This window comes from uncultured Kluyvera sp. (assembly GCF_902485085.1).
GTDB classification, from domain to species: Bacteria; Pseudomonadota; Gammaproteobacteria; order Enterobacterales; family Enterobacteriaceae; genus Kluyvera; species Kluyvera ascorbata.
The window spans coordinates 110,430-133,647 of the sequence record NZ_CABTJS010000140.1 but is presented as its reverse complement, the minus strand read 5'-3'; the positions used below and the strand labels follow the sequence as shown (position 1 = coordinate 133,647).

The following is a 23,218-nucleotide window of genomic DNA, read 5'->3' as shown; positions in this document are numbered from 1 at the left end:
ATCTCGTACATTACGTTACAAGCCGATACCAATCACTCACGGAAAGACAGCTCGCTCATCGATATAGTTATTTCAACGGCCCCGCAGTGGGGTTGAATGAAAAAACCAATTCGAGGGTATCAGAATGAAAAAAGTATTAGCTCTGGTTGTTGCCGCTGCTATGGGTCTGTCTTCCGCTGCTTTTGCTGCTGACGCAACTGCAACTCCGGCTGCATCTGCAACCGCTACTCATGCGGCTCCAGCGAAAGCCATTCACCACAAAAAACACAAGAAAGAAGCTGCTAAACCAGCTGCAGAGCAGAAAGCTCAGGCCGCTAAGAAACACAAAAAAGCCGCTGCTAAACCAGCTGTAGAACAGAAAGCTCAGGCTGCTAAAAAACACCACAAAGCAGCAACCAAACCAGCTGCAGCTCAGAAAGCTCAGGCTGCTAAAAAACACAAAAAAGCCGCTGCTAAACCAGCTGTAGCGCAGAAAGCTCAGGCTGCTAAAAAGCACCACAAAAAAGCTAAACACACTGCTGCTAAACCAGCCGCTCAGCCAGCTGCATAATTATTCTTGATAACGTATCCGCGTAGCAATACGCCGATACAGGTGGCGCCGGGAGGCTAGCAGCAATGCTGAATCCTGGTGGCCACCTGAGTTAATCAATTACCGTATCGGCGCTTATTTAGCGCCGATTTTTTCCCCGGAGAGCAATCATGTTGCGGCGCTATCGTTTCGAGCTCATCCTGGCATTACTTATCGTCTGCGCACTGATCGCAACCCAGTTTTTCTTTTACTGAGCGTAGTTCGCTGATTTTACTCCCACTTTTTGCTTCTCCCGTCTATAGTAGTCTCATTGGGTTTATTTTTTATAATCATAATTGCCCCATCAGAGAGTGATATGCGTACAGCCTTTGTGTGTTGTTTACTGGGAACGTTATCCGTCCTGCCCTTAATTTCTCACGCTGATGACGATGATATTGGCATCAGTGCGAAAGATATTAAAACGCTGTTCTTCGGTCATGACGATCGTACCCTGGTCACCCATCCTGCTCAGGCACCGTGGGACGCCATTGGCCAGCTGGAAACCGCCAGCGGCAATCTGTGTACCGCGACGTTAATTTCTCCTCACCTGGCGCTCACCGCCGGGCACTGCCTGCTTGAACCACCGCGCGGCAAGTTGGACAAAGCCGTGGCGCTGCGTTTTGTGTCGCAGAAAGGCACCTGGCGCTACGAGATTCACGATATTGAAGGTCGCGTTGACCCCTCTTTAGGAAAACGTCTCAAGGCGGATGGCGACGGTTGGATTGTTCCGGCTTCCGCGGCGCCGTGGGATTTTGGCATTATTGTGCTGCGTAACCCGCCTTCAGGCATCACCCCGCTACCGGTATTCGCCGGGAATAAAGATGATCTCACCGCCGCACTGAAAGCGACGGGGCGTAAAGTGACGCAGTCAGGTTATCCGCTCGACCATCTGGATTCGCTGTACAGCCATGAAGATTGTACGGTCACGGGGTGGGCACAAACCTCGGTACTTTCCCATCAGTGCGACACGCTGCCGGGCGATAGCGGTTCCCCGTTGCTGTTGAAAACGGACGCCGGTTGGCAGGTTATTGCCGTGCAAAGCTCTGCTCCGGCGGCAAAAGATCGCCAGCGTGCCGATAACCGCGCCATCTCGGTGACCGGTTTTCGCGATAAGCTTGAGGCGCTAGCTGCCGGCAACTAACTCAGACGCTGCTGGTGACGCAACGCCAGCAGCGATGAGAGCGGCATCGGCTCACTGAAGTAGAATCCCTGAAGCTGGTCGCAGCCGGCAAGCCGTAGCAGTTTCATCTGTTTTTCGGTCTCCACGCCTTCCGCAATCACCGTCATCCCCAACGCGCTGGCAATTCGGATAGTTCCTCCCACCAGCGCCGCCGCCTGATCGTCATCACCCACCAGCCCCGCCAAAGATTTGTCGATTTTAATCGTGTCGAAGTTAAAACGTCGCAGGTAGCCAATACTGGAATACCCCGTGCCAAAGTCATCCAGTGCCACGGCGGTACCCAATGCTTTGAGCGCGGAAATCGCCGCCCTTGCCCGCTCGGGTTTTTCCAGAACATAGGTTTCCGTCACCTCAAGCTGTAGTCGCGACGGTGGGAAACCGGACGATTTCAGTACGCTGGATACTTTGTTCTCAAACTCCGGGTCGCGGAACTGCGCTGGGGAAATATTCACCGACAGTTTTAAATCATTATGATTCAACAAGTCACGGCAGGCGCGCGCCAGTACAAACTGGCCAAGGGAATAGATAAGCCCGCTGGTTTCCGCAATCGCAATAAAGGCATCGGGCATCAGTTCGCCCTTTGGCCGTCGCGGCCAGCGTACCAGCGCTTCTACCCCTACCATCGCCTGCGAGCGGGCACAGACAATAGGCTGATACCAGACTTCGAATTCATCGTGCTCGAGCCCATGGCGAATATCGTTCTCCAGAGAAAGCTGGTATTCGCGGGCGCTGCTGAGCTCCGCGTCATAATGCGTGATCCGCCCTTTCCCGGTCATTTTGGAGTGATACATGGCAATATCGGCCTGGCGGAACAGCTCAGAACTGGTTTTATCCTGTAACGTACCGCTAGCAATCCCCAGGCTGGCGCTGATATGCAGCGTTCGTTCGCCGATACGAATTGGCGTGCTGAGATAATCCAGCACGCTGCCAGCAAACGCCGAAGCGCTGGCTTCAGAGTGCGCACCGCCCACTGTCATGGCAAATTCGTCGCCGCCCATACGCGCCAGCATGCCGCCATGAGGGACGAGCGTTTGTAGCATATCGGCAATGCGTATAATTAAAATATCACCGATATCATGGCCATAGATGTCATTAACATCTTTAAAACCATCAAGATCGATAAAGACCACCGTCTTGATATCCCGGTCTCCCCGGCGACTAATATGCTCAAGCTGCTCAATTAGCGCCCGGCGGTTTGGCAAATGGCTCAGCCAATCGGTCAACGCGATTTCACGCGCCTGCCGCTCGCCGCGGGCTAGCTTCCACAATCCCAGGCTGCTCACCAGGATAAATAGCAGGATAAGCCCCGACGCCAGCAGGACAATTTTTCGAATCTCCGGCGAGGCCGCCTGCGCCGCCTCAACGCCGGGCTGCCTTAGCTGCCAGTTAAGCCAGCCAACCACTTCACCGCTGGAGGTGCGCAGCGGTATGTTGTACCTGTTTTGTGGCGAAGTAGTGAGCGTCAGGTTCTCAATCTGGAAGGTGTTGCCAAGGGTATTTAACAGCGCCGGGTTGACGTGCCGGGTGATGACCAGATAACGACGGGTGGCATCGTATACATTCAGGCGACCTACCATTGGGCGGATCAGGCCAATGCCAATAAAGGCAACGCCTTCACGTGTATGGGTTATTCCGGCAACGTTATTTTTTCCTCGCAGCAAGGCGTCCTGATTCTGCTCGATCAGCGCCTTTAAACCACTGCCAAAAAACGAGAGATCGCGCTCGCTGAACGGCGAGCTACGAAACGATCCCCACAGGACGCGATAGTTCTCGTCCAGCACAAAGGTACCGTCATAAAGATTGTTAATTTTGAAGCCAGCGCCCCAGGTGTTGTAAAGCCAGGTGGTGTCGAGCCTGGGCGCATACACTTCACGGACGGCATCATCCCAGATGGCGTTATCAATCACTAATGAGAGCACGCGGTTAATAGACGTTTGGATCGCGCCATCGACGGATAGCGCCGAGCGACGGGCATCAATATCGTTGGTTTTGCTGGTGATCAGGCTTTGCGAGAGGTATAGAAGCGAAATAATAGAAAAAATCAGGCCGATGCCTGCAAAAAAGATAATCACAAAAAGCGTTCTGGCTGTGGCTATATTACGCCAGCGTGACGGATCGAACATGGTTGCCCCTCGCATCAAATACGCCAACCCTTTGTTACAAGCGTAATACAGACGAAGGATTTCGCTGCCCGATTTCTCAGGCAGCGATCACATCAGGCGAGCTTAATGATAACCATACCCACCAACAGTAAAGCTAAACCAACCCAGCCTTTTTTATTCAGCCGTTGGCCGAAGAGGATCCACCCCGCCGCCAGCGTCGCGGCCACACCGAATCCGCCCCAGATGGCGTAGGCAACGGAGAGATCAATTCCCTTCACCGCCTGCGACAGCGCGCTGAACGCAGCCAGTACGGCGACAAGGGAAAGGATGCCGTATCCTTTGCGGCGGAAGCCGTCAGAAAACTTGAGGAAAATATTAGCGACAATTTCCAGAACAATGGAGCCTGCCAGCCATACGCCGTGAATCATTTCAAACTTATGCATGATTCACCTCTTTATTCAAAGACTTGTTTACCGCGGTGGCTTTACGCGTACCGGACTTAATCAGTACGATACCGGCAATCAACGTTGCCAGACCCGCCGCTTTCATCACCGTCAGGCTCTCGTCAAACAGCATTACGCTGAACAGGGTAATCAATACAATGCCGATGCCTTCCCACAGCGCATAGGCAACACCCAGTGCGATTTTTTTAACCGCAAACGAAAGAAAAATATATGACAAGGCGATCATCACAAGCATCAAAATAAAGCCAGTGTTTCCGTCAGATACGCTCGCCCATTTCATAGAAAGCGTACCAGTAATTTCAGCAACAATGGCCAAGGCTAATAAAATCCAGTAAAACATAGTCCTTCTCCTGCATGAGAATATAATCCGTGCAGCTCGCGGCAAGGCGCAAACTGAAATAAAATGATTAAAATTTAGCTCAAACGAAGAAGGGTACTAAAGCGCGTTGCGCCAGTGCTGCTCACCATAGAAGGCAGAATAGGAAGGAAAAACAGAAGGTTTGGTAAGGCTGAACGTCCTGAACATATTGTCCATAAAATTACAATTATCCGCGGTATTGCTTCTCATCATTGCGGATTAAAATTGTCCTCAGTAGTTAAACACAGTTAATATCTAACACAAACATCTAAATATTTCAAAATGTTTGCAAATCTTTACTGATGTTATTTGATATAAATGCATTTATTATCAGTAGATTCGCAACTATCATATTCTGCATAGATATTCGCAGGAGTTAGCTCAACATGTCCAGGCCGATCATCACGCTTAATGGATTAAAGATAGTCATCATGCTGGGCATGCTGGTCATCATTCTCACCGGTATTCGCTTTGCCGCCGATATCATCGTCCCGTTCGTCCTGGCGCTGTTTATCGCCGTGATACTCAACCCCCTGGTTCAACTGATGGTGCGCTGGCGAGTACCGCGGGTATTGGGCATTTCGCTGTTGATTGGGGTGATTATTCTTGCCGCCGTTCTGCTGCTTGCCACACTTGGTACATCGCTCAATGAGCTCACGCGCACGCTGCCACAGTATCGTTCCTCACTGGCAGTGCCTATTTATAATCTTGAGCCGTGGTTTCAGCGTTTTGGTATCAGCGTCAGCCCGGACGAACTGATTAAATACATTGACCCCAATGCCGCCATGACGCTGGTTTCACGTTTTCTGAGCCAGCTTTCGAACGCCATGTCCTCTATCTTTTTACTGCTGCTAACGGTGGTGTTTATGCTGCTTGAAGTTCCGCAGTTGCCTGCCAAACTACAGCAAATCATGGCAAAGCCTACTGAAGGCATGGCGGCGATTCAGCGCGCGCTGGATAGCGTGTCGCATTATCTGGTGCTGAAAACGGCCATCAGCGTAGTGACGGGGCTTGTCGTATGGGGAATGCTGGAACTACTGGGGGTACGCTTTGCCTTTATCTGGGGGCTGCTGGCCTTTGCGCTCAACTACATTCCGAACATTGGTTCGGTGCTGGCGGCCATTCCCCCTATCCTTCAGGTACTGGTGTTCACCGGCTTTTACGACGCGCTTGTCGTCCTTGCGGGGTATCTGGTCATTAACCTTGTGTTTGGCAACATTCTTGAACCCCGCATCATGGGACGCGGCCTGGGCCTATCGACATTAGTGGTCTTTTTATCGTTGATCTTCTGGGGCTGGCTGCTTGGTCCGGTTGGCATGCTGCTCTCCGTCCCGCTGACCATTATCGTTAAAATTGCCCTTGAGCAGACCGAAGGCGGTAAAAGTATTGCCATCCTGCTGAGTGATTTAAGCAAATAACCGTCAGAACAGCGACAGCATCAGCGCAACGGGGAAACTAAACGGCCACGTTGCGCCAATCAGCACCGTGGCAATCAGGCGGATTGACGTTGTCTCACGGGTCAGAAACCAGGTAATACCGGCACAGATAAGCGCCATAACGGCGTAAAAGATGAGCATATGCTGATATAGCGTCACCAATTGAATCCTTGTCATTGATCGTTAAAGCGGCGCAATATGCTACGTTTTTTGACGTACATCAAGTTTTTCGCCACTTATCGCTGAAATGTTTTTTGATCCTGGAATTCGGCTCCAGCCGAATTGACTGCTAAAAAGAGAAAACCCAGCACTACATTACGCCGCGCTGGGTTTTAATTCTGTGACACACCGTCCGGTTAGCGTTTTGGCACGCTGGCAGCAAAGATGCTGTCTGCCGTCGGGTCACTAACGTAGTGGTTGGGATCGTATTGCGGAATGACGTTCACCTTTTCCATATCCCAGGACTGCGCAATGCAGGCCGCACTGACTCGGTTTTGTCCTTCACAGGTCGCAACACGACTAACCGAATAATAAGTCCCAATCCCCATCACCGTAGCAATCACTACAGCGCTACAAACGATACTTTTCTTCATCTTTCTGACTATACCTGGTTCTACAACGGCGCGGATCCTCGCACGTTGCATTGGGTATGTCAAAACCAGGGAGGAGTATGGGCAAGCGTCACGCCTACCGACAAGGGAGTAAATCGTCATCAAGCTCACCGATAAACGCCCCTGTAGACCGCACCGTGTTTAGATAAACACTGAATAAGAAAAAGGCCGCCTTAGCGACCCTCTGGTTTCAACCGATTAAAAGCTTCCAGCCAATCATACCGGGTTTGGGTACCGACCTCTTTTTCTCCCTCTTCAAGTTTGATGATTAACCTTCTTTTATTGATGCTTTCCTGGTTAAAGAAAAAAGGAGCCAACCTTGTTGCCAGTGCCTCATACATCCGCTGCGCGACACTTTCACCCGCCTCGGGCCCCCATTTATCAAACTCATTTTTGATATCCTGGAAATCCTGATTCACACATCCTCCTAAGCCAAACCGATGACAGGTTATAAGGGATGCAACACCATAACGCGGTATGACATCCCTTGACCACTCACTCAGTGCTTTATCATCACATGGCGAACCACGGTGTAATCCTCAAGGCCATAAATGGACATATCCTTGCCGTAACCTGAGAGTTTCTGCCCGCCGTGCGGCATTTCACTGACCAACATAAAGTGGGTGTTAACCCAGGTGCAGCCATACTGTAACCGTGCGCTCAGGCGATGCGCCCGCCCAACATCTTGCGTCCAGACGGATGAAGCCAACCCATATTGGGAGTCATTAGCCCAACCAAGCACCTGCTCTTCGTTGTCGAACATGGTCACGCTGACAACAGGGCCGAAAACCTCGCGCTGCACGATATCGTCTTCCTGTTTTGCCCCCGCAAGCAGTGTCGGCTGGAAGTAATATCCTGCACGGGCGGCTTTTTCTCCCCCGGTGACGACTTTGATATGCGGCTGCGCTTTGGCTCGGGCAACTGCCTCGCTTACTCGGGTAAGATGCGCCTGGGAGCTCAATGGCCCCAGTTCGGTCGACTCATCTTCCGGGTTGCCTGATTTCAGACTCGCGATGGCAGCCCCTAATTTTTCCACCAGCCGTTCATAGATGCCCTTCTGCGCATAGATCCGGCACGCTGCGGTACAGTCCTGCCCGGCATTGTAGAAACCAAAGGTTCTGACCCCTTCTACCACGGCGTCAATATCGGCATCGTCAAAAACGATCACCGGCGCCTTACCGCCAAGCTCCATATGCGTGCGTTTAATCGATGGCGCAGTATGGGCAATAATATGTTCCCCGGTAGCAATCGAGCCGGTTAGCGACACCATACGAACTTTGGCATGACCCGTCAGCGGGTCACCAACCGTTTTCCCTCGGCCGAACAGCACGTTCAGCACTCCCGCAGGGAAGATATCTTTCGCCAATTCAGCCAGCGTTAAGGCGGTAAGCGGGGTAATTTCTGAGGGCTTAATCACCACGCAGTTCCCTGCGGCAAGCGCAGGAGCCAGCTTCCAGGCCGCCATCATGAGCGGATAGTTCCAGGGCGCAATTGACGCGACCACGCCCACCGGATCGCGGCGAATCATCGATGTATGGCCTTCAAGATATTCACCCGCCGCCAACCCGTTCAGACAGCGGGCGGCCCCCGCGAAGAAGCGGAACACGTCCACCACCGCCGGGATTTCATCATTCGTGACGCAGTGCAGCGGCTTACCGCAGTTGAGCGATTCCAGCCGGGCAAAGGTAGCGGCGTGTTCTTCAATAACATCGGCTAGCTTGAGCAAGCATTCCGCACGGTGCTTTGGCGTGGTTTGCCCCCACTGCACAAACGCCCGGTCGGCGGCCGTCACGGCGGCGTCAACCTGTGCGGCGGACGCTTCCGCGATGTTCAGCAGGATCTCACCCGTCGCAGGGTTATAGACCGGCTGGGACTCCCCTTCACCTGCGACCAGTTCACCATTAATCAGTAACTTATGTTGCATAGTATGATCCTGTTTTATTTAAATGTCGTACCACCGCTAGCGGCAGAGTCGTCTTCGCGAGTCAGCCACCACGCCCCTAAAATCGGTATCATCGTTAACAGCATGACCATCAGTGCCACCACGTTAGTCACCGGCACGTCTCGAGGACGCCCCAGTTGGTTAAGCAACCACAGCGGCAGCGTTCGCTCGTGTCCGGCGGTGAAGGTGGTGACGATAATTTCATCAAACGACAGCGCGAACGCCAGCATACCGCCAGCCAGCAGCGCCGAGCCTAAATTCGGCAGCACCACGTGACGGAAGGTTTGCCACCCGTCGGCCCCTAAATCCATAGACGCTTCCACAAGGCTCCACGAAGTACGGCGAAAACGGGCAATGACGTTGTTAAACACCACCACTACGCAGAACGTTGCATGACCGATAACAATGGTCAGCAAACCCGGCTCAAGATTAACGGCCTTAAACGCCGTCAACAGCGCCAGCCCGGTCACAATGCCCGGTAGCGCGATGGGCAATAGCAGAAGCAGTGACACCGCGCTTTTGCCAAAGAAATCACGTCGCCATAGCGCTGCTGCAGCAAGCGTGCCAAGTACCAGTGCGATAGCCGTCGACAGCGACGCAATTTTAAGTGACAATGTCACCGCATCAAAAATATCGCCACGAGAAGCCGCCTCGCTGAACCAGTGCAGCGTCAGGCCTTTCGGCGGAAAGCTGAACGCCGCGTCTTCGGTGTTAAACGCGTAAATGGCGATAATAGCCAGCGGGAAATGCAGGAAGATAACGCCGCCCCAGGCGGCAATTTTAAGGAACAGCGGTGCCCTTTCAGAGTGCATCGAACGCTCCCAGACGCTTCACGAACGCCAGATAGAGGGCAATAAGAACAATAGGGACCAGCGTAAAGGCGGCAGCCATCGGCATATTGCCAATAGCCCCCTGCTGGGAATAGACCATGTTGCCAATAAAATACCCCGGTGGCCCCACCAGCTGCGGCACGATAAAATCGCCAAGGGTCAGCGAGAAGGTGAAAATTGAACCTGCGGCAATGCCGGGAATGGCCATCGGCAGCACCACGTGACGGAAGGTCTGGCGCGGACGCGCGCCGAGGTCAGCTGAGGCCTGAAGCAAGGAACCAGGTATCCGCTCCAGCGCCGCCTGCACCGGCAAAATCATAAACGGCAGCCAGATATAGACGAACACCAGGAAGCGGCCCAATCCGGAAGTCGAGAGCGTATTACCGCCCACGCCCGGTATTGTCAGCACCGCCGCCAGCAGCGCCTCCAGCCCCAGATGGTTAAGAAACCACTGTGCCACCCCATCCTTCGCCAGCAACAGCGTCCAGGCGTAGGCTTTGACGATATAGCTCGCCCACATCGGCAACATCACCGCCACGTAGAAAAAAGCTTTTTTCTTACCGTGGGTGTAGCGGGCCATGTACCACGCCATCGGAAAGGCAAGCAATGCGCTGGCGACGGTGACCGAAAGCGCCATCACCAGCGTACGCACGATGATGTCGTAGTTGGCCGGGTTAAACAGCGCATAGAGGTTTGCCAGCGTCAGCGTTGGCGTGACGGACATGGTGAAATCGTCGAAGGTGTAGAACCCCTGCCAGAGCAGAGTCAACAACGAACCGAAGTAGACTATCCCAAACCACATCAGCGGGCCGAGCAGGAGCAGAAACAGCCCGAGCGTCGGCATGCGCCAGAACAGGCTCGATAAACGCCCCTGGCGGTGAACGGGAGGAACCGGCGTCATGCTCATCTCCATCTACCTCCCTCCATCCAGCGCCACCATCGCATCCCGCGCCCATGAAGCCTGCACCTGGTGCCCCACGGTAGGGCCATCGGCATTGAGTCCTGCAGAGAAATTGGCCCGGCTGACCAGTAGCTTCTCGCCGCTTTCCAGCAGCAGTTCATAGCGCGTTGCCGCACCTTGATACTGCACGGCCTGCACGCGTCCTTGCACCTGCACTTCTCCGCTTTCGTTCAGACGAATATGTTCAGGCCGTAGCGCCCAGCTTCCCGCCATCCCGCAGAGCTTCTCCGCCACCGCAGGGTCGAAAACGTTAGAGGTCCCGACGAAGCTCGCTACAAACGGCGTTCGCGGTCGCAGGTACAGCGCGCGCGGCGTATCTACCTGTTCAATTTGACCGTTATTGAACACCGCCACCCGATCAGACATCGACAGCGCCTCACCCTGGTCGTGGGTGACGAAGATAAACGTGATGCCGAGATCCTGCTGGAGCTTTTTCAGCTCAAACTGCATCTGCTCGCGAAGCTTGAGATCCAGCGCGCCCAGCGGTTCATCAAGCAGCAGCACGCGCGGCTCGTTCACCAACGCTCGGGCAATCGCCACGCGCTGACGCTGACCGCCGGAAAGCTGCGACGGCTTGCGTCCTGCCACAAAGCCCAACGCGACCTTTTCCAGCGCCTGCACCGCTTTTGCCTGACGTTCTTTTTTTCCGACGCCCTTCACCATCAGACCATAGGCGACGTTATCCAGCACCGACATGTGCGGAAACAGCGCGTAGTCCTGGAAAACGGTGTTGACATCCCGCTCCCAGGGCGGCAGTTCGCTGGCGTGCTTGCCAAAAATAGAGATAGCGCCACCAGAGAGCTGCTCAAACCCGGCAATCAGCCGCAGACAGGTGGTTTTGCCGGAGCCGGACGGCCCCAGCATGGAAAAGAACTCCCCATCATGGATGGCGATGCTGACACCATCCACCGCGCGTACGTCACCATAAAGCCGCGAGACGTCATGAAATTCTACTGCATACGTCATGTGGGACTCCTGGATGATTAGCGGCCGCCCATAATGGCGATATAGTCCTGCGTCCAGCGGCTATAAGGCACGTATTTGCCGCCCTCAGCGATCGGCGTTTTCCAGAAGGCAATTTTGTCGAAGAAGCTGTAGCCGTTGGTTTCACAGCCTTTATCGCCCAGTAAGGTACTGGCCTTACAGCCTTCAGCAACCACCGGCAGCGAGCCAAACCAGGCCGCGACGTCGCCCTGCACTTTTGGCGTTAACGACCAGTTCATCCACTTGTAGGCGCAGACCGGATGTTTTGCTTCAGCGTGCAGCATGGTGGTATCCGCCCAACCGGTCACCCCTTCTTTCGGGAACACGGTAGCAATCGGCTGACCTTCGCCTTTAAGGCCGTTAGCCTGATACGGCCAGGCGCTGGAGGCCACCACGCCTTCGTTTTTAAAGTCGCTCATCTGCACGGTGGTATCGTGCCAGTAGCGGTGAATCAACTCATGCTGGTCACGCAGCACCTTCAATACCGCCTGATATTGTGCTTCGGTAAGCTGATATGGGTCGCTGATACCCAGTTGCGGCTGCGTAGCTTTGACAAACAGCGCAGCATCGGCAATGTAGATAGGGCCATCGTAGGCCTGCACGCGCCCCTGATTAGTTTTACCGTCCGGCAGATTTTGTTTAACGAAGACGACGTTCCAGGAGTCTGGTGGCGTCGGGAAGGTTTTGGTGTTGTACATCAGCAGGTTTGGCCCCCACTGATAGGGCGTGCCATAGACTTTACCGTCAACGTTAAACCAGGCACCTTTTTCCAGGCGCGGGTCGAGGGATTTCCAGTTTTCAATCAGCGCCGTGTTAATCGGCTGCACGCGTTTACCCATGATCAAACGCAGCGAGGCATCGCCGGAGGCCGTCACCAGGTCATAACCTCCTTTCGCCATCAGACTGACCATTTCGTCAGAGGTTGCCGCCGTTTTAACGTTAACCTGACAGCCGGTCTCTTTTTCAAACTGGGTCACCCAATCATATTGTTTATCGGTTTGACCCCGCTCGATATACCCCGGCCAGGCGATAATATCCAGGCGCCCTTCTGCTTTTCCAAGCGACGTTGGGGGTTCGGCGGCATTCGCGGTAGCGACGGTCATCACCAGCGCACACAGGCTGCTGCGGGCAAATTTCTTGCTCATAAAGTTTTTACTCCTGTCACAATGAATTTGAGCGGCAGCCGTGCCGTTAAAAATATCTCCCTTAATAAAAATAGACATCACAATGCAGCACACCTGTGCAGCCGATATAAATTTGCACAGGTTGTGACCAAGGACGCATTCCGCAAAAATGGCAAAAGGACATTGATAATCTGGATTATAGACAAGGAGTTACCGGCCAGGAGATCTATGCGTATTTCCTATGGCCGGTCTTTATCAGGGCGAGAATGTCGTCCTGGAGGAGAATATGACAAGATTAATTCAACATTTCACGAATAAGCTGACCCAGCGTTTCTACCGCACGCTCTTCTCTTTCTCCCCACCCCCAGGCGGTATTAAAACGGAAGAATGACGCCCAGTTATCGGTCGTCGAGAACATTTTGCCCGGCGCGATGCTGATATGGTGCTCCAGCGCTTTTGCACTGAGCGCCCCGGCATCCAGCCCGGCGGGAAGTTCCAGCCACAGAAAATAGCCGCTGTCGTTATGATGAATATGCACTTCCGGCGGCAACGCGCGCATCAGGGCCTGCCAGGCCTGCTGTTTACGCTCGGCAAGCTGGCGACGCAGACGCCGCAGGTGCGCGTCGTATCTCTTGGTTGCCAGATAATCCACCAGCGCCAGCTGCATAGGCGAACTGGTCGACAGTGTGCTCATGAGCTGTAAGTGCTGGATGCGCCGCGCGTGTTTGCCCGCCGCCACCCAGCCAATGCGAAACCCAGGCACCAGGCATTTTGAGAAAGAGCTACAGTGCAGCGTCATATCGCTTTTATCCCACGCTTTGGCGGGAAGCGGTTTGTCGCGGCCAAAATAGAGTTCGCTGTACACATCATCTTCAATCAGCGTGACGTTATGTTCACTCAGGATCTCAATCAGACGCGCCTTTTTCTCCGGCGTTAAGGTGAAACCCAGCGGATTCTGGCTATTGGTCATCAGCCAGCAGGCCTTTACAGGATAGGTTTGCAGCGCCTGCACCAGCGCATCCAGATCGATGCCCTCTTTCACATCGGTGGCCACCGATAAGGCTTTAAGCCGCAGTCGTTCCAGCGCCTGAAGTGCGCCGTAAAAACAAGGGTTCTCGACGATAACCCAATCACCGGGTTCGGTGACGGCTTGCAGACTCAGATTGAGCGCCTCCAGTGCACCGGCGGTGATGACAATCTCATCGGGCGAAATGGTCATGCCCTGTAGAGCATAGCGACGCGCAATCGCGTGACGCAGCTCATCGTTACCCGGTGGCAGGTTTTCAATCACGCTCATCGCCGTCGCGGTTTTGCTGACCTGCGCTAACGAACGGTTTAGCTGAGGCAGTGGAAACAGTTTCGGGTCCGGAAATGCCGACGCGAACGGTAGCACTGAGGCATTACGACTGGCCTGCAACACTTCAAAGATATAGGTATTGATGTCGACGACGTTATCCGGCATCACCTGCGCCGGTGGCGCTGCCGCGCGCGGTGCAGCAGCACGCGGCGCGACATAGTAGCCAGATTGCGGGCGCGCAACGATACGGCCCTGGCTTTCCAGTAGCTGATACGCGTGGCTGACGGTCATAAAACTCATACCGCTGTTAACCACCTGTTCACGGAGCGACGGCAGTTTGTCGCCAGGAAGCCATACCCCAAGAGCTATCTGCTCCGTCATCTGCTCGGCGAGGCGCTGGTACTTTTTCATGGAGGTTCCCGGTGAATCTGACATTGCAACCATTTTATATCAGCGTTAATAAATATGCATTTTTTTGTAACTGATATGGGTTGATAGCGATTCGTCCGCGACTTCATATTTTGTGAATACGCACTAGTCACCATTAATTTTTACGTATTACCTTACAGAAACCGAAGTTACCGCTAGATTATGCTGATAATGCGGGGTCTGCACCTGGTGAAGGTGCCGATAATTCATGGGTCAGCCACGCCACGAATCAGGTTGAAGATTTAATTGCCAAACCGGAAGCCGAGAGTTAATGCTCTCATTTAACGCGCCCGTAGTGGACGCGTTAAGCCGTTCACCTGCGCTAAAAGGCGACAAATATCAAATATTAAGCGAGCCTGCTTACCGTTTAAGCAAATCCTGTAAAAATGGGCACTTATTGACGTGAAAAAAAATATAAACACGGCATGATGTGCGCCTTGCGAAAACGGGCTCGGTTATTTCATCACGCCAGGCCAATCTCTATTTATCAATATTGCAAACCTTCATTTTGCAACACGATAGCCATGTTTTTCATCATGCAGGCGGATCTCTTTTTACATGAAAATGACAAGTATTGAGCTATTGGGTTATTCGGCTGCGCTATGCTTTTCCTCCGTCGTCGCTTCCGGGGAATTACACTCTGAAGCGCTGGATTTGATAAACCCACTGCTGTTTATCGTGGCACTGGGCAGCGGGATGGTGTGCCTTTACCCGAAAACCAAAAAACTCGCCTCCCGGTTTACCCGGGGTTAACGCATAAGCAGAAGCGGCGATAACAGCCGCTAAAAAGTGAATGAAATGTTAGAACTGTTATCATTTAATACCCGCGGACTGTCTCTGCCCCCCTGCGCCAACACGCCCTAAAATCACGCCGAGTCTTCTTCTCCACGGAGTTTGCATGTTCGGTCTTGATGCGTTTCACCTCGCGCGAATTCAGTTTGCCTTTACCGTTTCATTTCACATTATTTTCCCTGCCATCACCATCGGCCTCGCCAGTTATCTGGCTGTGCTTGAAGGGCTATGGCTGAAAACCCGTAACCCGGTCTGGCGTTCGCTGTACCAGTTCTGGTCTAAGATCTTCGCCGTCAATTTCGGTATGGGGGTCGTATCCGGGCTAGTGATGGCCTATCAGTTCGGGACTAACTGGAGTGGTTTTTCCCAGTTCGCGGGGAGCATAACCGGCCCGCTGCTGACCTATGAAGTGTTAACCGCATTTTTCCTTGAAGCCGGTTTTCTTGGCGTCATGCTGTTCGGCTGGAACCGCGTCGGGCCGGGGCTGCACTTCTTCGCCACCTGCATGGTGGCGCTGGGCACGATTATCTCCACCTTCTGGATCCTCGCCTCCAACAGCTGGATGCAGACGCCACAAGGCTATGAAATCGTTAATGGTCAGGTCGTGCCCGTAGACTGGTTTGCCGTGGTGTTTAATCCCTCTTTCCCTTACCGGCTCCTGCATATGTCCATTGCCGCATTTCTGAGCAGCGCGCTGTTTGTCGGGGCATCAGCGGCCTGGCACCTGCTGCGCGGCAACCAGACGCCTGCGGTGCGCACGATGTTTTCCATGGCGCTTTGGATGACTTTGGTTGTTGCCCCTATTCAGGCAATGGTGGGCGACATGCACGGGCTCAACACCTTAAAGCATCAGCCGGCCAAAATTGCCGCTATTGAAGGCCACTGGGAAAACCCGCCGGGCGAGCCAACTCCGCTATTGCTGTTTGGCTGGCCGGATATGGAACAGGAACGCACCCGCTACGGGCTGGAAATTCCACTGCTGGGGAGCCTGATCCTCACGCATAGCCTGGATAAGCAGGTACCAGCGCTGAAGGAGTTCGCGAAGGAAGATCGCCCGAACTCAACCATTGTCTTTTGGTCGTTTCGTATTATGGCGGGGCTCGGAATGCTGATGCTGTTGCTCGGCGTGGCGGCGCTGTGGTTACGCAAACGCCAGACCCTGTACACCTCGCGTCCATTCCTGTGGTTTGCGCTGCTGATGGGCCCTTCCGGCCTGATTGCCATCCTCGCCGGTTGGGTCACCACCGAGGTGGGACGTCAGCCATGGGTAGTCTACGGCCTACAGCGCACGGCAGATGCCGTATCAGCGCACGGCAACCTGCATATGAGTATCAGTCTGTTAACCTTCTTTGTGGTGTACAGCTCGGTCTTTGGCGTGGGCTACAGCTATATGGTACGCCTTATCCGCAAAGGCCCGCAGCCGTTTGACCATCCCCCTCAAGGAACGGCTGCGCGCCCGCTTTCCGCCGCCATAGATCCCCACTCATCCCAGGAGGAACAAGCATGAGCATCGACCTGTCCATTATCTGGTTCGTGATTATTGTTTTTGCCACCCTGATGTACATCGTTATGGACGGCTTTGATTTGGGTATCGGAATCCTCTTTCCCTTTACCCGCAATGCGCAGGAGCGCGACGTGATGGTTAACAGCGTGGCTCCGGTCTGGGACGGCAACGAAACCTGGCTGGTGCTCGGCGGCGCGGGGCTGTTCGGCGCGTTTCCGCTGGCCTATGCCGTCATTATTGACGCATTGACCATCCCGCTTTCGCTGATGCTGGTTGGCTTGATTTTCCGTGGTGTTGCCTTTGAGTTTCGCTTCAATGCCACGCCGTCACACCGTCCGTTCTGGGATAACGCCTTTATGGGCGGCTCTATTCTGGCGACATTCTGCCAGGGCGTTGTCGTCGGCGCCGTGATAAACGGTTTTGGGGTAACGGGACGCGCTTATAGCGGTGGCGCGTTCGACTGGCTGACGCCGTTTACGCTCTTCTGCGGCGTGGGGCTTACCATCGCGTATGCGCTGCTTGGCGCGACATGGCTTGTGATGAAGAGCGAAGCAACGTTGCAGCACAGCATGAAGCGGAATGCTCGCGGTCTGCTGCTGGCATTGCTGGCCGTCATTGCCATCATCAGCCTTTGGACCCCGCTTCAGCATACCGCTATCGCCCAACGCTGGTTCAGCCTGCCGAACCTCTACTATTTGCTGCCGGTACCGGCGCTGGTTCTTATGGCCAGCGCGCTGCTATGGCGGCATCTGACGCGAACAGAGAGCCATGCTCAGCCTTTTATTCTGACGCTGATCCTGGTTTTCCTCGGTTTTAGCGGGCTTGGCATCAGCATCTGGCCGGCTATCATTCCGCCGTCCATAACCCTGTGGCAGGCCGCCGCACCGGCACAAAGCCAGGAATTTATGCTGATTGGCGCCCTCTTTATCATCCCGATCATTCTGGTATACACCTTCTGGAGCTACTACGTGTTTCGCGGAAAGGTCCCGCAAAACGAGGGCTATCATTGATGAAAAGTCGCTGGGCTTCACGCATTTTCTGGCTGGTGGCGCTGTGGGGTGGCAGCGTTCTGACGCTGGCAGTGGTAGGCAGTCTATTTCGTGTACTGATGACTGAGATGGTTCAGTAGAGATACGACAAAAACCGGGAACAGTTAAGAAGAAACGGGATTTCGTGGGATCGAGAGATGCTGGGGCTTGCGAGGATTTTTGGCTTCGACTAACAAATCACATTTGAACCACGACAAAATCTACAATTCGGTGAATTGGTTCACTAATCACACGAATCTGAACAACCTTTATTCAAATCCTAAAACTACTTTAAAAAGCGTTCAAAGCTGCTAACAGTTGGATTTGATTCACCTGACTCCGATCAGTATTTGAGCAACTATAAAGGGTATTTTTAATATCCATTTTCCATTTAAGCCGTGCTTCCCTAATTGCCTTAATCATTCCGTTCAACCATTAGACAGCTTTCTTATGTGGCTCCTTCTGTGGCGCTACAGGGCCAGGCTGTTCGCTGATGCCGTACTGAGCCAAAATCTCTTTGCGGGCTTCTGGGCTCAGGGAATCAAGCATTGCTGCTGTATTCAGGGCGCTTTGGGAGCGATATTCGTCCTGACTAAGGATGTCTGGGGAAAAGATGGCTTTTTTACCGCCTTCTTTAAAGGCCATTGTTATCCGTTCAAGTTCATCATTTTTCATGGAAAGAAAAATGATGTCCCACCATGCTTTATGCTCGTTTTTAGTTTCTATGACGAAATCAACTAATGCCTCTGGGCTCGAACAATCTTTGGGCTTGGATAGCCCAAAAAACTCTTGGGTTCTAGTTGGTAGTAAAGATACATGATATTCGAACGCTTTTGAGCCTGAACGCTTGCGCTTCAATTCAGGCGAAGCTTCAGCAAGCATATCGAGTTTTTTCCTGACATTGGGTGCGGTAGTTGCAAATTCAGGAACACCTATGCAGTCCTGAACGGTCACCCACTCTAAAAGTTCGCCTTTCGTTTTAATCATACTTTTACCTTAACCAAAAAGAATGCTGTGTTTTTTTGATTGATTAATAATCAATGTCAATTAAATCAATTGATTATCGTCAACCTACCCAATCATCGAAAAGAATGAATAGTTCGATTGACTATTTACAACCATTCTTTTGCGATCTATTATCTACCTGAACCGGTAACCGCTAACGGCTACCGGATGCGGTAACTAATAAGGATCGCACGATGTCAGTAAAAAACCAAGACTGGCATGCGGAGCAGATTAAAGCTGCGGTTCGTATGAAAGAAGGAAAGTCTCTTGCCCAGCTCTCCAGAGAAGCGGGACTTAAACCTGACACCATGCGCAACGTTTTCCGCTGCCATATACCACGATATGAAGCAATCATTGCCGGCTATCTGGGCACTGAACCTGCTGCTATCTGGCCGAGCCGTTATCTGTAGGAGGATGTGACGTGCAATCAGTTCAATGGGTAACAGTACAAGAATGTATCGGGCTTTCTTGCTTCCCGCGAAGCGCCCCGAATATCCGTAAAAAACTGGAAACAGCATCTTCCTGCAGTGAAGGCATGCGCCGTAAACGTTCAGGTTCAAAAGCAATGGAGTACAACACCGCCATTCTGCCGGTTGAGGCCCGCGCCGAGCTGTTGCTTAAGCGCGGCAAGGTGGAAACAAGTAAAGGGGTTGTGACACTGGCCCGCCCGGCTGGCGGCGATATGGACTCTGTCCGCCGGGCACTCTGGCAGCGCTGGGATGCTGCCAGTGATTCAGCCCGTCAGCTTGCTGAAAAATGGTTGCCGCCGCTTCAGATGGCCGATGAGCTGATCGGCTCTGGTGTGACTGCCACCACGGCATTCAACACCGCTGCCGGCATGCATGCAGTCAGTGCTGCGTCATTACGGGATAAATACTACCTCGTACAAAAGTACGCAAAATCTGACTGGTGTGCAGCACTGATTGACCGTCGCGGTGGCAGTACCCGCGAAACACGTCGGGCTGAATTTCATGAGGAAGCCTGGCAGTTTCTGATTGCAGATTATCTGCGCGAAGAACAACCAAAGTTCCGTAAATGTTATGAACGCCTTGAGCTGGCAGCAAAAGCGCATGGCTGGTCTATTCCGTCACGTTCGACAGCTTTTCGTCGTGTGCAGTCGTTAGATCCAGCGATGGTGGTCGCCTGCCGTGAAGGTGAGCATGCTCTGATGCATCTGATCCCTGCTCAGCGTCGTTCTGTTTCGCATCTGAACGTCATGCAATGGATTAACGGGGATGGCTATCAGCATAACGTGTTTGTTAAGTGGTTCAACGGTGAGATTGATCGTCCTAAAACATGGTTCTGGCAGGATGTTAAAACCCGCAAAATCGTGGGCTGGCGTTGTGATCTGACGGAGAACACCGATTCAATACGTCTGTCTTTCATGGATGTTATCGAGAAATACGGTATTCCTGAAGACTTCCATATCACCATCGATAACACCCGTGCAGCGGCGAACAAATGGCTGACCGGCGGCGTCAAAAATCGCTACCGTTTCACCGTTCGTGAAGATGATCCGCTGGGTTTATTCCCGATGATTGGCGCAACAGTTCACTGGACCAGCGTTGTCGCGGGGAAAGGCTGGGGCCAGGCGAAACCGGTTGAACGTGCGTTTGGTGTGGGTGGTCTGGAAGAATATATCGACAAGCATCCGGCGCTGGCCGGAGCTTACACTGGTCCTAATCCGCTTGCAAAACCGGATAATTACGGTGACCGGGCCGTGGATGCCGACCTTTTTCTCGAAATCATTGCGGAGGGTGTGGCGATGTACAACGCCCGCCAGGCGCGGGAGACAGAAATGTGTGAGGGTAAATACTCGTTTGATCAGGTCTTTGAGCGTGATTTATCGCAGACGATTGTCCGTAAACCGACAGAAGAGCAGCTCCGCCTATTCCTGCTACCGGCAGAGGCGGTAACAGTGAACAAGAAAGGCGAATTCACTCTTACGGCGGGCGGTAGTCTCAAAGGTGCCAAAAACGTTTATCACAATCCGGCGCTTATGGCTCCGACCCTGCGCAAAGTGGTGGCGCGTTTTGATCCGCGCAACCTTCATGGTTCGGTGCTCTGCTATACGCTGGATGGTCGTTTTCTGTGTGAAGCGCCCTGCATTAACCCTGTGGCGTTTAATGACACTCAGGCTGGACGGGAATATTCGCGTCAGCAGAAACGGCTCAAAAAAGCGACCAAAGCCATTATTGCCGCCCAGAAACAAAAAGATGCGCTCGAAGTGGCAGAACTATTACCACGTCTTGCCGAACCGGCAGTACCCGAATCAAGAGTTGTCGGCATATTCAGACCGGCAGGTAATGCCCTGATGCGTCAGGAGGTGTTTGAAGAGACGGACCCGGATGAAGATGGTTATCTGGATCACTCATTAAATATTCTGGAATTAAATAAGCGTAAAAACGTTATTTAAACGAATTTAAACTTAATTCAAATAAAAGGATTAATTATGTCTGACATGAATATCACTGATATTCGTGAGGTTCTCCGCAACCTCGTGGATGCAAAAGGTATCACTTTTTCTAAAGTTGCCAAAGAAACCGGGTTGTCCTCCGGGGCGCTCAGCAGCTTCATGAACGGAAAATATGCAGGCGATAATGAGCGCCTGACTGAAGTACTGAACCGATGGATTGAGAAGCAGCAGGCTGTTGCTGAATTTCCGGCACCGCCACGTTTCATTGAAACACCGACGGTTACGCAAATCTGGCGGGCATTCCGCTATGCGCATCTGACGGAATGCATTGGTGTCGTCTGCGGCAACCCCGGCGTCGGTAAGTCTGAAGCAGCGCGAGAATATTGCCGCACCAATGAAAATGTCTGGATGGTCACCATCACCCCGTCATGCTCAAGTGTCCTTGAATGCCTGACTGAACTGGCATGGGAACTGGGTATGAATGATGCCCCTCGTCGTAAGGGGCCGCTTTCCCGAGCCCTGCGCCGTCGCCTGGACGGTACTCAGGGTCTCATCATTATTGACGAAGCCGACCATCTGGGGGCTGAAGCGCTGGAAGAATTGCGTTTATTGCAGGAAGCAACCCGCATTGGGCTGGTGCTAATGGGTAACCATCGCGTCTATTCCAATATGACCGGCGGCAACCGTACCGTTGAATTTGCCCGTCTTTTCTCGCGTATAGCCAAACGCGTGGCCATCAATAAAACAAAGAAAGCTGATGTTACAGCCATCGCTGACGCCTGGCAGATTAAGGGTGAAAAAGAGCGCCAGCTTCTGCAACAAATCGCCCAGAAACCAGGTGCATTGCGGATTCTCAGCCATTCTTTGCGTCTGGCCGCGATGACGGCCCACGGAGCAGGTGAAGCGGTGAATGAAGCCTACATCCTGAAAGCATTTCGCGATCTAGATCTGGATGTCGATGTTTCTACATTACTGCGAGGTTAAACATGTTTCCTGAACTGATTTCGACCCATGTGCAGCAGGCAAAGGCCACAGAGGCCATTCTCAATCAGAAAGGTTGCTGGGTGACTGTATTTCGCCAGTCTCGCACCCGCCCGGTTCTGGAGGTGTCATGCCCTCCGGCCGAACTGCTCAACAGTGCTGTGCGTATTGTTGAGCGTAACAATTCAGGTTCCCGCTCCGTGTGGGTAGCCAGTTTCAATGGTTGCCGGATTATCTGGCGCTGAGGAATCAAAATGGCAAAACTTATTTTTACAGTAATTACCAAGGATGTGTTTTCCGAAGGTGGTCAGGTTAAGGAAGTAGTCGATATCAATGCAGTTATGGAAGACGTAAATCATGAATGCCCATCGGCTGCTGACCACCTGGTCAATATCATTAATAAAATGGCACCACAAATTATTAAGGCCGCAAATTTCCATTATGTAAATGAATGGAAAGCGCGGACCGGGAATACCGAATCCAATACCACTCATTAAGGCGAATAGATGAATAATTCAAATACCGTACCTGTGGGTTACCGCACCAATGCTCAGGGGCATTTAATCCCTGAGTCTCAGGTCAAACCCGTGGATAAGCTGCGTGATGAAGTCGTGATGACGATCGTCGGCGCAGCACGTCAGCAGCGTCAGTTGCTGGCAGCGTTCAAACTGGAGTCTATGCAGAGAATCGCCGACTTCACAGACCTTTCGGCGTCTGAGTATGGCGTGGAGTATGGCGGCACGAAAGGCAATGTGACCCTGGTCAGTTTTGACGGCCGTTACAAGCTCATTCGCGCAGTTGGTGAGCATCGCGTATTTGATGAACGTATCCAGGCGGCTAAAGCGCTGATTGATACCTGCATCAGCGAATGGTCTGGTGGTGCGGATGAACGCATTATGGCCCTGGTAGATCATGCTTTCCGCGTTAACAAGCAAGGTCGCATCGACATCAACCAGGTTCTGGGCCTCCGTCAGCTCGATATCAATGACCCGAAATGGAATGAGGCGATGGACGCTGTTGCTGATGCAATTCAGGTTTCAGGCACCAGTCAATATTTGCGTATTTATGAGCGTCAGGCAGATGGTAACTATCAGCAAATCTCGCTGGATTTAGCCAAACTCTGATTTTTAGCTAATTAACTCTGATTTTTATTTCGGCGCTTGCGTCAGGGATTCGTTCGCGCCGAATTCAGCAAAAGGAATGTTT

General features: G+C 52.8%; 26 protein-coding genes. 13 read left to right on the top strand and 13 right to left on the bottom strand.

Features of this window, described 5'->3' with window-relative positions; all coding sequences use genetic code 11:
* Positions 1 to 124 precede the first annotated feature (124 nt).
* A complete protein-coding gene (gene asr, locus RDN66_RS17255) occupies positions 125 to 550 on the top strand; it encodes an acid resistance repetitive basic protein Asr (protein WP_202217938.1) in 426 nt (141 codons plus the stop codon).
* A gap of 334 nt (positions 551 to 884) precedes the next feature.
* Complete coding sequence (locus tag RDN66_RS17250; protein ID WP_035894516.1) at positions 885 to 1,709, top strand: serine protease; 825 nt, start codon at positions 885 to 887, stop codon at positions 1,707 to 1,709.
* On the opposite strand, the gene RDN66_RS17245 is transcribed toward RDN66_RS17250, so the two are convergent.
* From RDN66_RS17245 to mdtJ, 3 genes are all read right to left on the bottom strand, one after another.
* Positions 1,706 to 3,871 carry a bifunctional diguanylate cyclase/phosphodiesterase gene (locus tag RDN66_RS17245; RefSeq protein WP_308538071.1) on the bottom strand — a complete coding sequence of 722 codons (2,166 nt, stop codon included), beginning with the start codon at positions 3,869 to 3,871 and terminating at the stop codon, positions 1,706 to 1,708. The two genes, RDN66_RS17250 and RDN66_RS17245, sit on opposite strands and share 4 nt — an antisense overlap.
* A gap of 92 nt (positions 3,872 to 3,963) precedes the next feature.
* Entirely contained in the window at positions 3,964 to 4,293 is a 330-nt protein-coding gene (gene mdtI / locus RDN66_RS17240) for a multidrug/spermidine efflux SMR transporter subunit MdtI (RefSeq protein ID WP_035894513.1), read from the bottom strand.
* Positions 4,286 to 4,654, bottom strand: coding sequence for a multidrug/spermidine efflux SMR transporter subunit MdtJ (mdtJ, locus tag RDN66_RS17235; RefSeq protein ID WP_035894512.1), 369 nt, complete (start codon positions 4,652 to 4,654; stop codon positions 4,286 to 4,288). The genes mdtI and mdtJ overlap by 8 nt, the downstream gene beginning before the upstream one ends.
* A 404-nt stretch (positions 4,655 to 5,058) precedes the next feature.
* Here mdtJ and RDN66_RS17230 point away from each other — a divergent pair, with 404 nt between their 5' ends.
* A complete protein-coding gene (locus RDN66_RS17230; protein ID WP_035896632.1) occupies positions 5,059 to 6,090 on the top strand; it encodes an AI-2E family transporter in 1,032 nt (343 codons plus the stop codon).
* Between the two features lie 3 nt (positions 6,091 to 6,093).
* Here the strand turns inward: RDN66_RS17230 and RDN66_RS17225 are convergent, their stop codons facing one another.
* The 9 genes from RDN66_RS17225 to RDN66_RS17185 form a co-directional block, all read right to left on the bottom strand.
* Entirely contained in the window at positions 6,094 to 6,267 is a 174-nt protein-coding gene (locus RDN66_RS17225; RefSeq protein ID WP_072011442.1) for a GhoT/OrtT family toxin, read from the bottom strand.
* A 197-nt stretch (positions 6,268 to 6,464) separates the two neighbouring features.
* Entirely contained in the window at positions 6,465 to 6,701 is a 237-nt protein-coding gene (locus RDN66_RS17220) for a hypothetical protein (RefSeq protein ID WP_308538070.1), read from the bottom strand.
* Between the two features lie 191 nt (positions 6,702 to 6,892).
* Positions 6,893 to 7,138, bottom strand: coding sequence for a hypothetical protein (locus RDN66_RS17215; RefSeq protein WP_051910813.1), 246 nt, complete (start codon positions 7,136 to 7,138; stop codon positions 6,893 to 6,895).
* Between the two features lie 80 nt (positions 7,139 to 7,218).
* Positions 7,219 to 8,643 carry an aminobutyraldehyde dehydrogenase gene (gene patD / locus RDN66_RS17210; RefSeq protein ID WP_202217934.1) on the bottom strand — a complete coding sequence of 475 codons (1,425 nt, stop codon included), beginning with the start codon at positions 8,641 to 8,643 and terminating at the stop codon, positions 7,219 to 7,221.
* A gap of 14 nt (positions 8,644 to 8,657) precedes the next feature.
* Entirely contained in the window at positions 8,658 to 9,473 is an 816-nt protein-coding gene (locus RDN66_RS17205; protein ID WP_035896627.1) for an ABC transporter permease, read from the bottom strand.
* Positions 9,463 to 10,392, bottom strand: a complete 930-nt coding sequence (locus RDN66_RS17200; RefSeq protein ID WP_374044028.1) for an ABC transporter permease — start codon at positions 10,390 to 10,392, stop codon at positions 9,463 to 9,465. The genes RDN66_RS17205 and RDN66_RS17200 overlap by 11 nt, the downstream gene beginning before the upstream one ends.
* Positions 10,393 to 10,404: 12 nt before the next feature.
* Positions 10,405 to 11,418: an ABC transporter ATP-binding protein gene (locus RDN66_RS17195; RefSeq protein ID WP_202217933.1), complete on the bottom strand. Its 1,014-nt coding sequence runs from the start codon at positions 11,416 to 11,418 to the stop codon at positions 10,405 to 10,407.
* A 17-nt stretch (positions 11,419 to 11,435) separates the two neighbouring features.
* Positions 11,436 to 12,581 (bottom strand): putative ABC transporter substrate-binding protein YdcS, encoded by a 1,146-nt coding sequence (ydcS, locus tag RDN66_RS17190; protein ID WP_035896624.1) that lies wholly within the window; start codon positions 12,579 to 12,581, stop codon positions 11,436 to 11,438.
* A 274-nt stretch (positions 12,582 to 12,855) separates the two neighbouring features.
* Entirely contained in the window at positions 12,856 to 14,268 is a 1,413-nt protein-coding gene (locus RDN66_RS17185) for a PLP-dependent aminotransferase family protein (RefSeq protein ID WP_035896623.1), read from the bottom strand.
* Between the two features lie 576 nt (positions 14,269 to 14,844).
* Here RDN66_RS17185 and RDN66_RS17180 point away from each other — a divergent pair.
* From RDN66_RS17180 to RDN66_RS17165, 4 genes are all read left to right on the top strand, one after another.
* A complete protein-coding gene (locus RDN66_RS17180) occupies positions 14,845 to 15,039 on the top strand; it encodes a hypothetical protein (protein ID WP_035896622.1) in 195 nt (64 codons plus the stop codon).
* A 145-nt stretch (positions 15,040 to 15,184) separates the two neighbouring features.
* On the top strand, positions 15,185 to 16,585 hold the full coding sequence (locus tag RDN66_RS17175) for a cytochrome ubiquinol oxidase subunit I (RefSeq protein ID WP_308538068.1): 1,401 nt from the start codon (positions 15,185 to 15,187) through the stop codon (positions 16,583 to 16,585).
* On the top strand, positions 16,582 to 17,592 hold the full coding sequence (gene cydB / locus RDN66_RS17170; protein ID WP_308538067.1) for a cytochrome d ubiquinol oxidase subunit II: 1,011 nt from the start codon (positions 16,582 to 16,584) through the stop codon (positions 17,590 to 17,592). The genes RDN66_RS17175 and cydB overlap by 4 nt, the downstream gene beginning before the upstream one ends.
* Positions 17,592 to 17,711 (top strand): DUF2474 domain-containing protein, encoded by a 120-nt coding sequence (locus RDN66_RS17165; protein WP_308538066.1) that lies wholly within the window; start codon positions 17,592 to 17,594, stop codon positions 17,709 to 17,711. Before cydB ends, RDN66_RS17165 begins: the two co-directional genes overlap by 1 nt.
* 334 nt (positions 17,712 to 18,045) lie before the next feature.
* On the opposite strand, the gene RDN66_RS17160 is transcribed toward RDN66_RS17165, so the two are convergent.
* A complete protein-coding gene (locus tag RDN66_RS17160) occupies positions 18,046 to 18,597 on the bottom strand; it encodes a hypothetical protein (protein ID WP_308538065.1) in 552 nt (183 codons plus the stop codon).
* Positions 18,598 to 18,809: 212 nt separating this feature from the next.
* Between RDN66_RS17160 and RDN66_RS17155 the strand changes: the two genes are divergently transcribed.
* From RDN66_RS17155 to RDN66_RS17130, 6 genes are read left to right on the top strand one after another with little or no spacing between them, the layout of a single operon-like run.
* On the top strand, positions 18,810 to 19,025 hold the full coding sequence (locus RDN66_RS17155) for a helix-turn-helix domain-containing protein (RefSeq protein ID WP_308538064.1): 216 nt from the start codon (positions 18,810 to 18,812) through the stop codon (positions 19,023 to 19,025).
* An 11-nt stretch (positions 19,026 to 19,036) separates the two neighbouring features.
* Entirely contained in the window at positions 19,037 to 21,031 is a 1,995-nt protein-coding gene (locus RDN66_RS17150) for a transposase domain-containing protein (RefSeq protein ID WP_308538063.1), read from the top strand.
* A gap of 45 nt (positions 21,032 to 21,076) precedes the next feature.
* A complete protein-coding gene (locus tag RDN66_RS17145; protein ID WP_308538083.1) occupies positions 21,077 to 22,015 on the top strand; it encodes an AAA family ATPase in 939 nt (312 codons plus the stop codon).
* 2 nt (positions 22,016 to 22,017) lie between these two features.
* Positions 22,018 to 22,257, top strand: coding sequence for a hypothetical protein (locus RDN66_RS17140; RefSeq protein WP_308538062.1), 240 nt, complete (start codon positions 22,018 to 22,020; stop codon positions 22,255 to 22,257).
* A gap of 9 nt (positions 22,258 to 22,266) precedes the next feature.
* Positions 22,267 to 22,509 (top strand): hypothetical protein, encoded by a 243-nt coding sequence (locus tag RDN66_RS17135; RefSeq protein WP_182928250.1) that lies wholly within the window; start codon positions 22,267 to 22,269, stop codon positions 22,507 to 22,509.
* Positions 22,510 to 22,518: 9 nt separating this feature from the next.
* A complete protein-coding gene (locus RDN66_RS17130) occupies positions 22,519 to 23,136 on the top strand; it encodes a DUF3164 family protein (protein WP_182928251.1) in 618 nt (205 codons plus the stop codon).
* Positions 23,137 to 23,218: the final 82 nt, after the last annotated feature.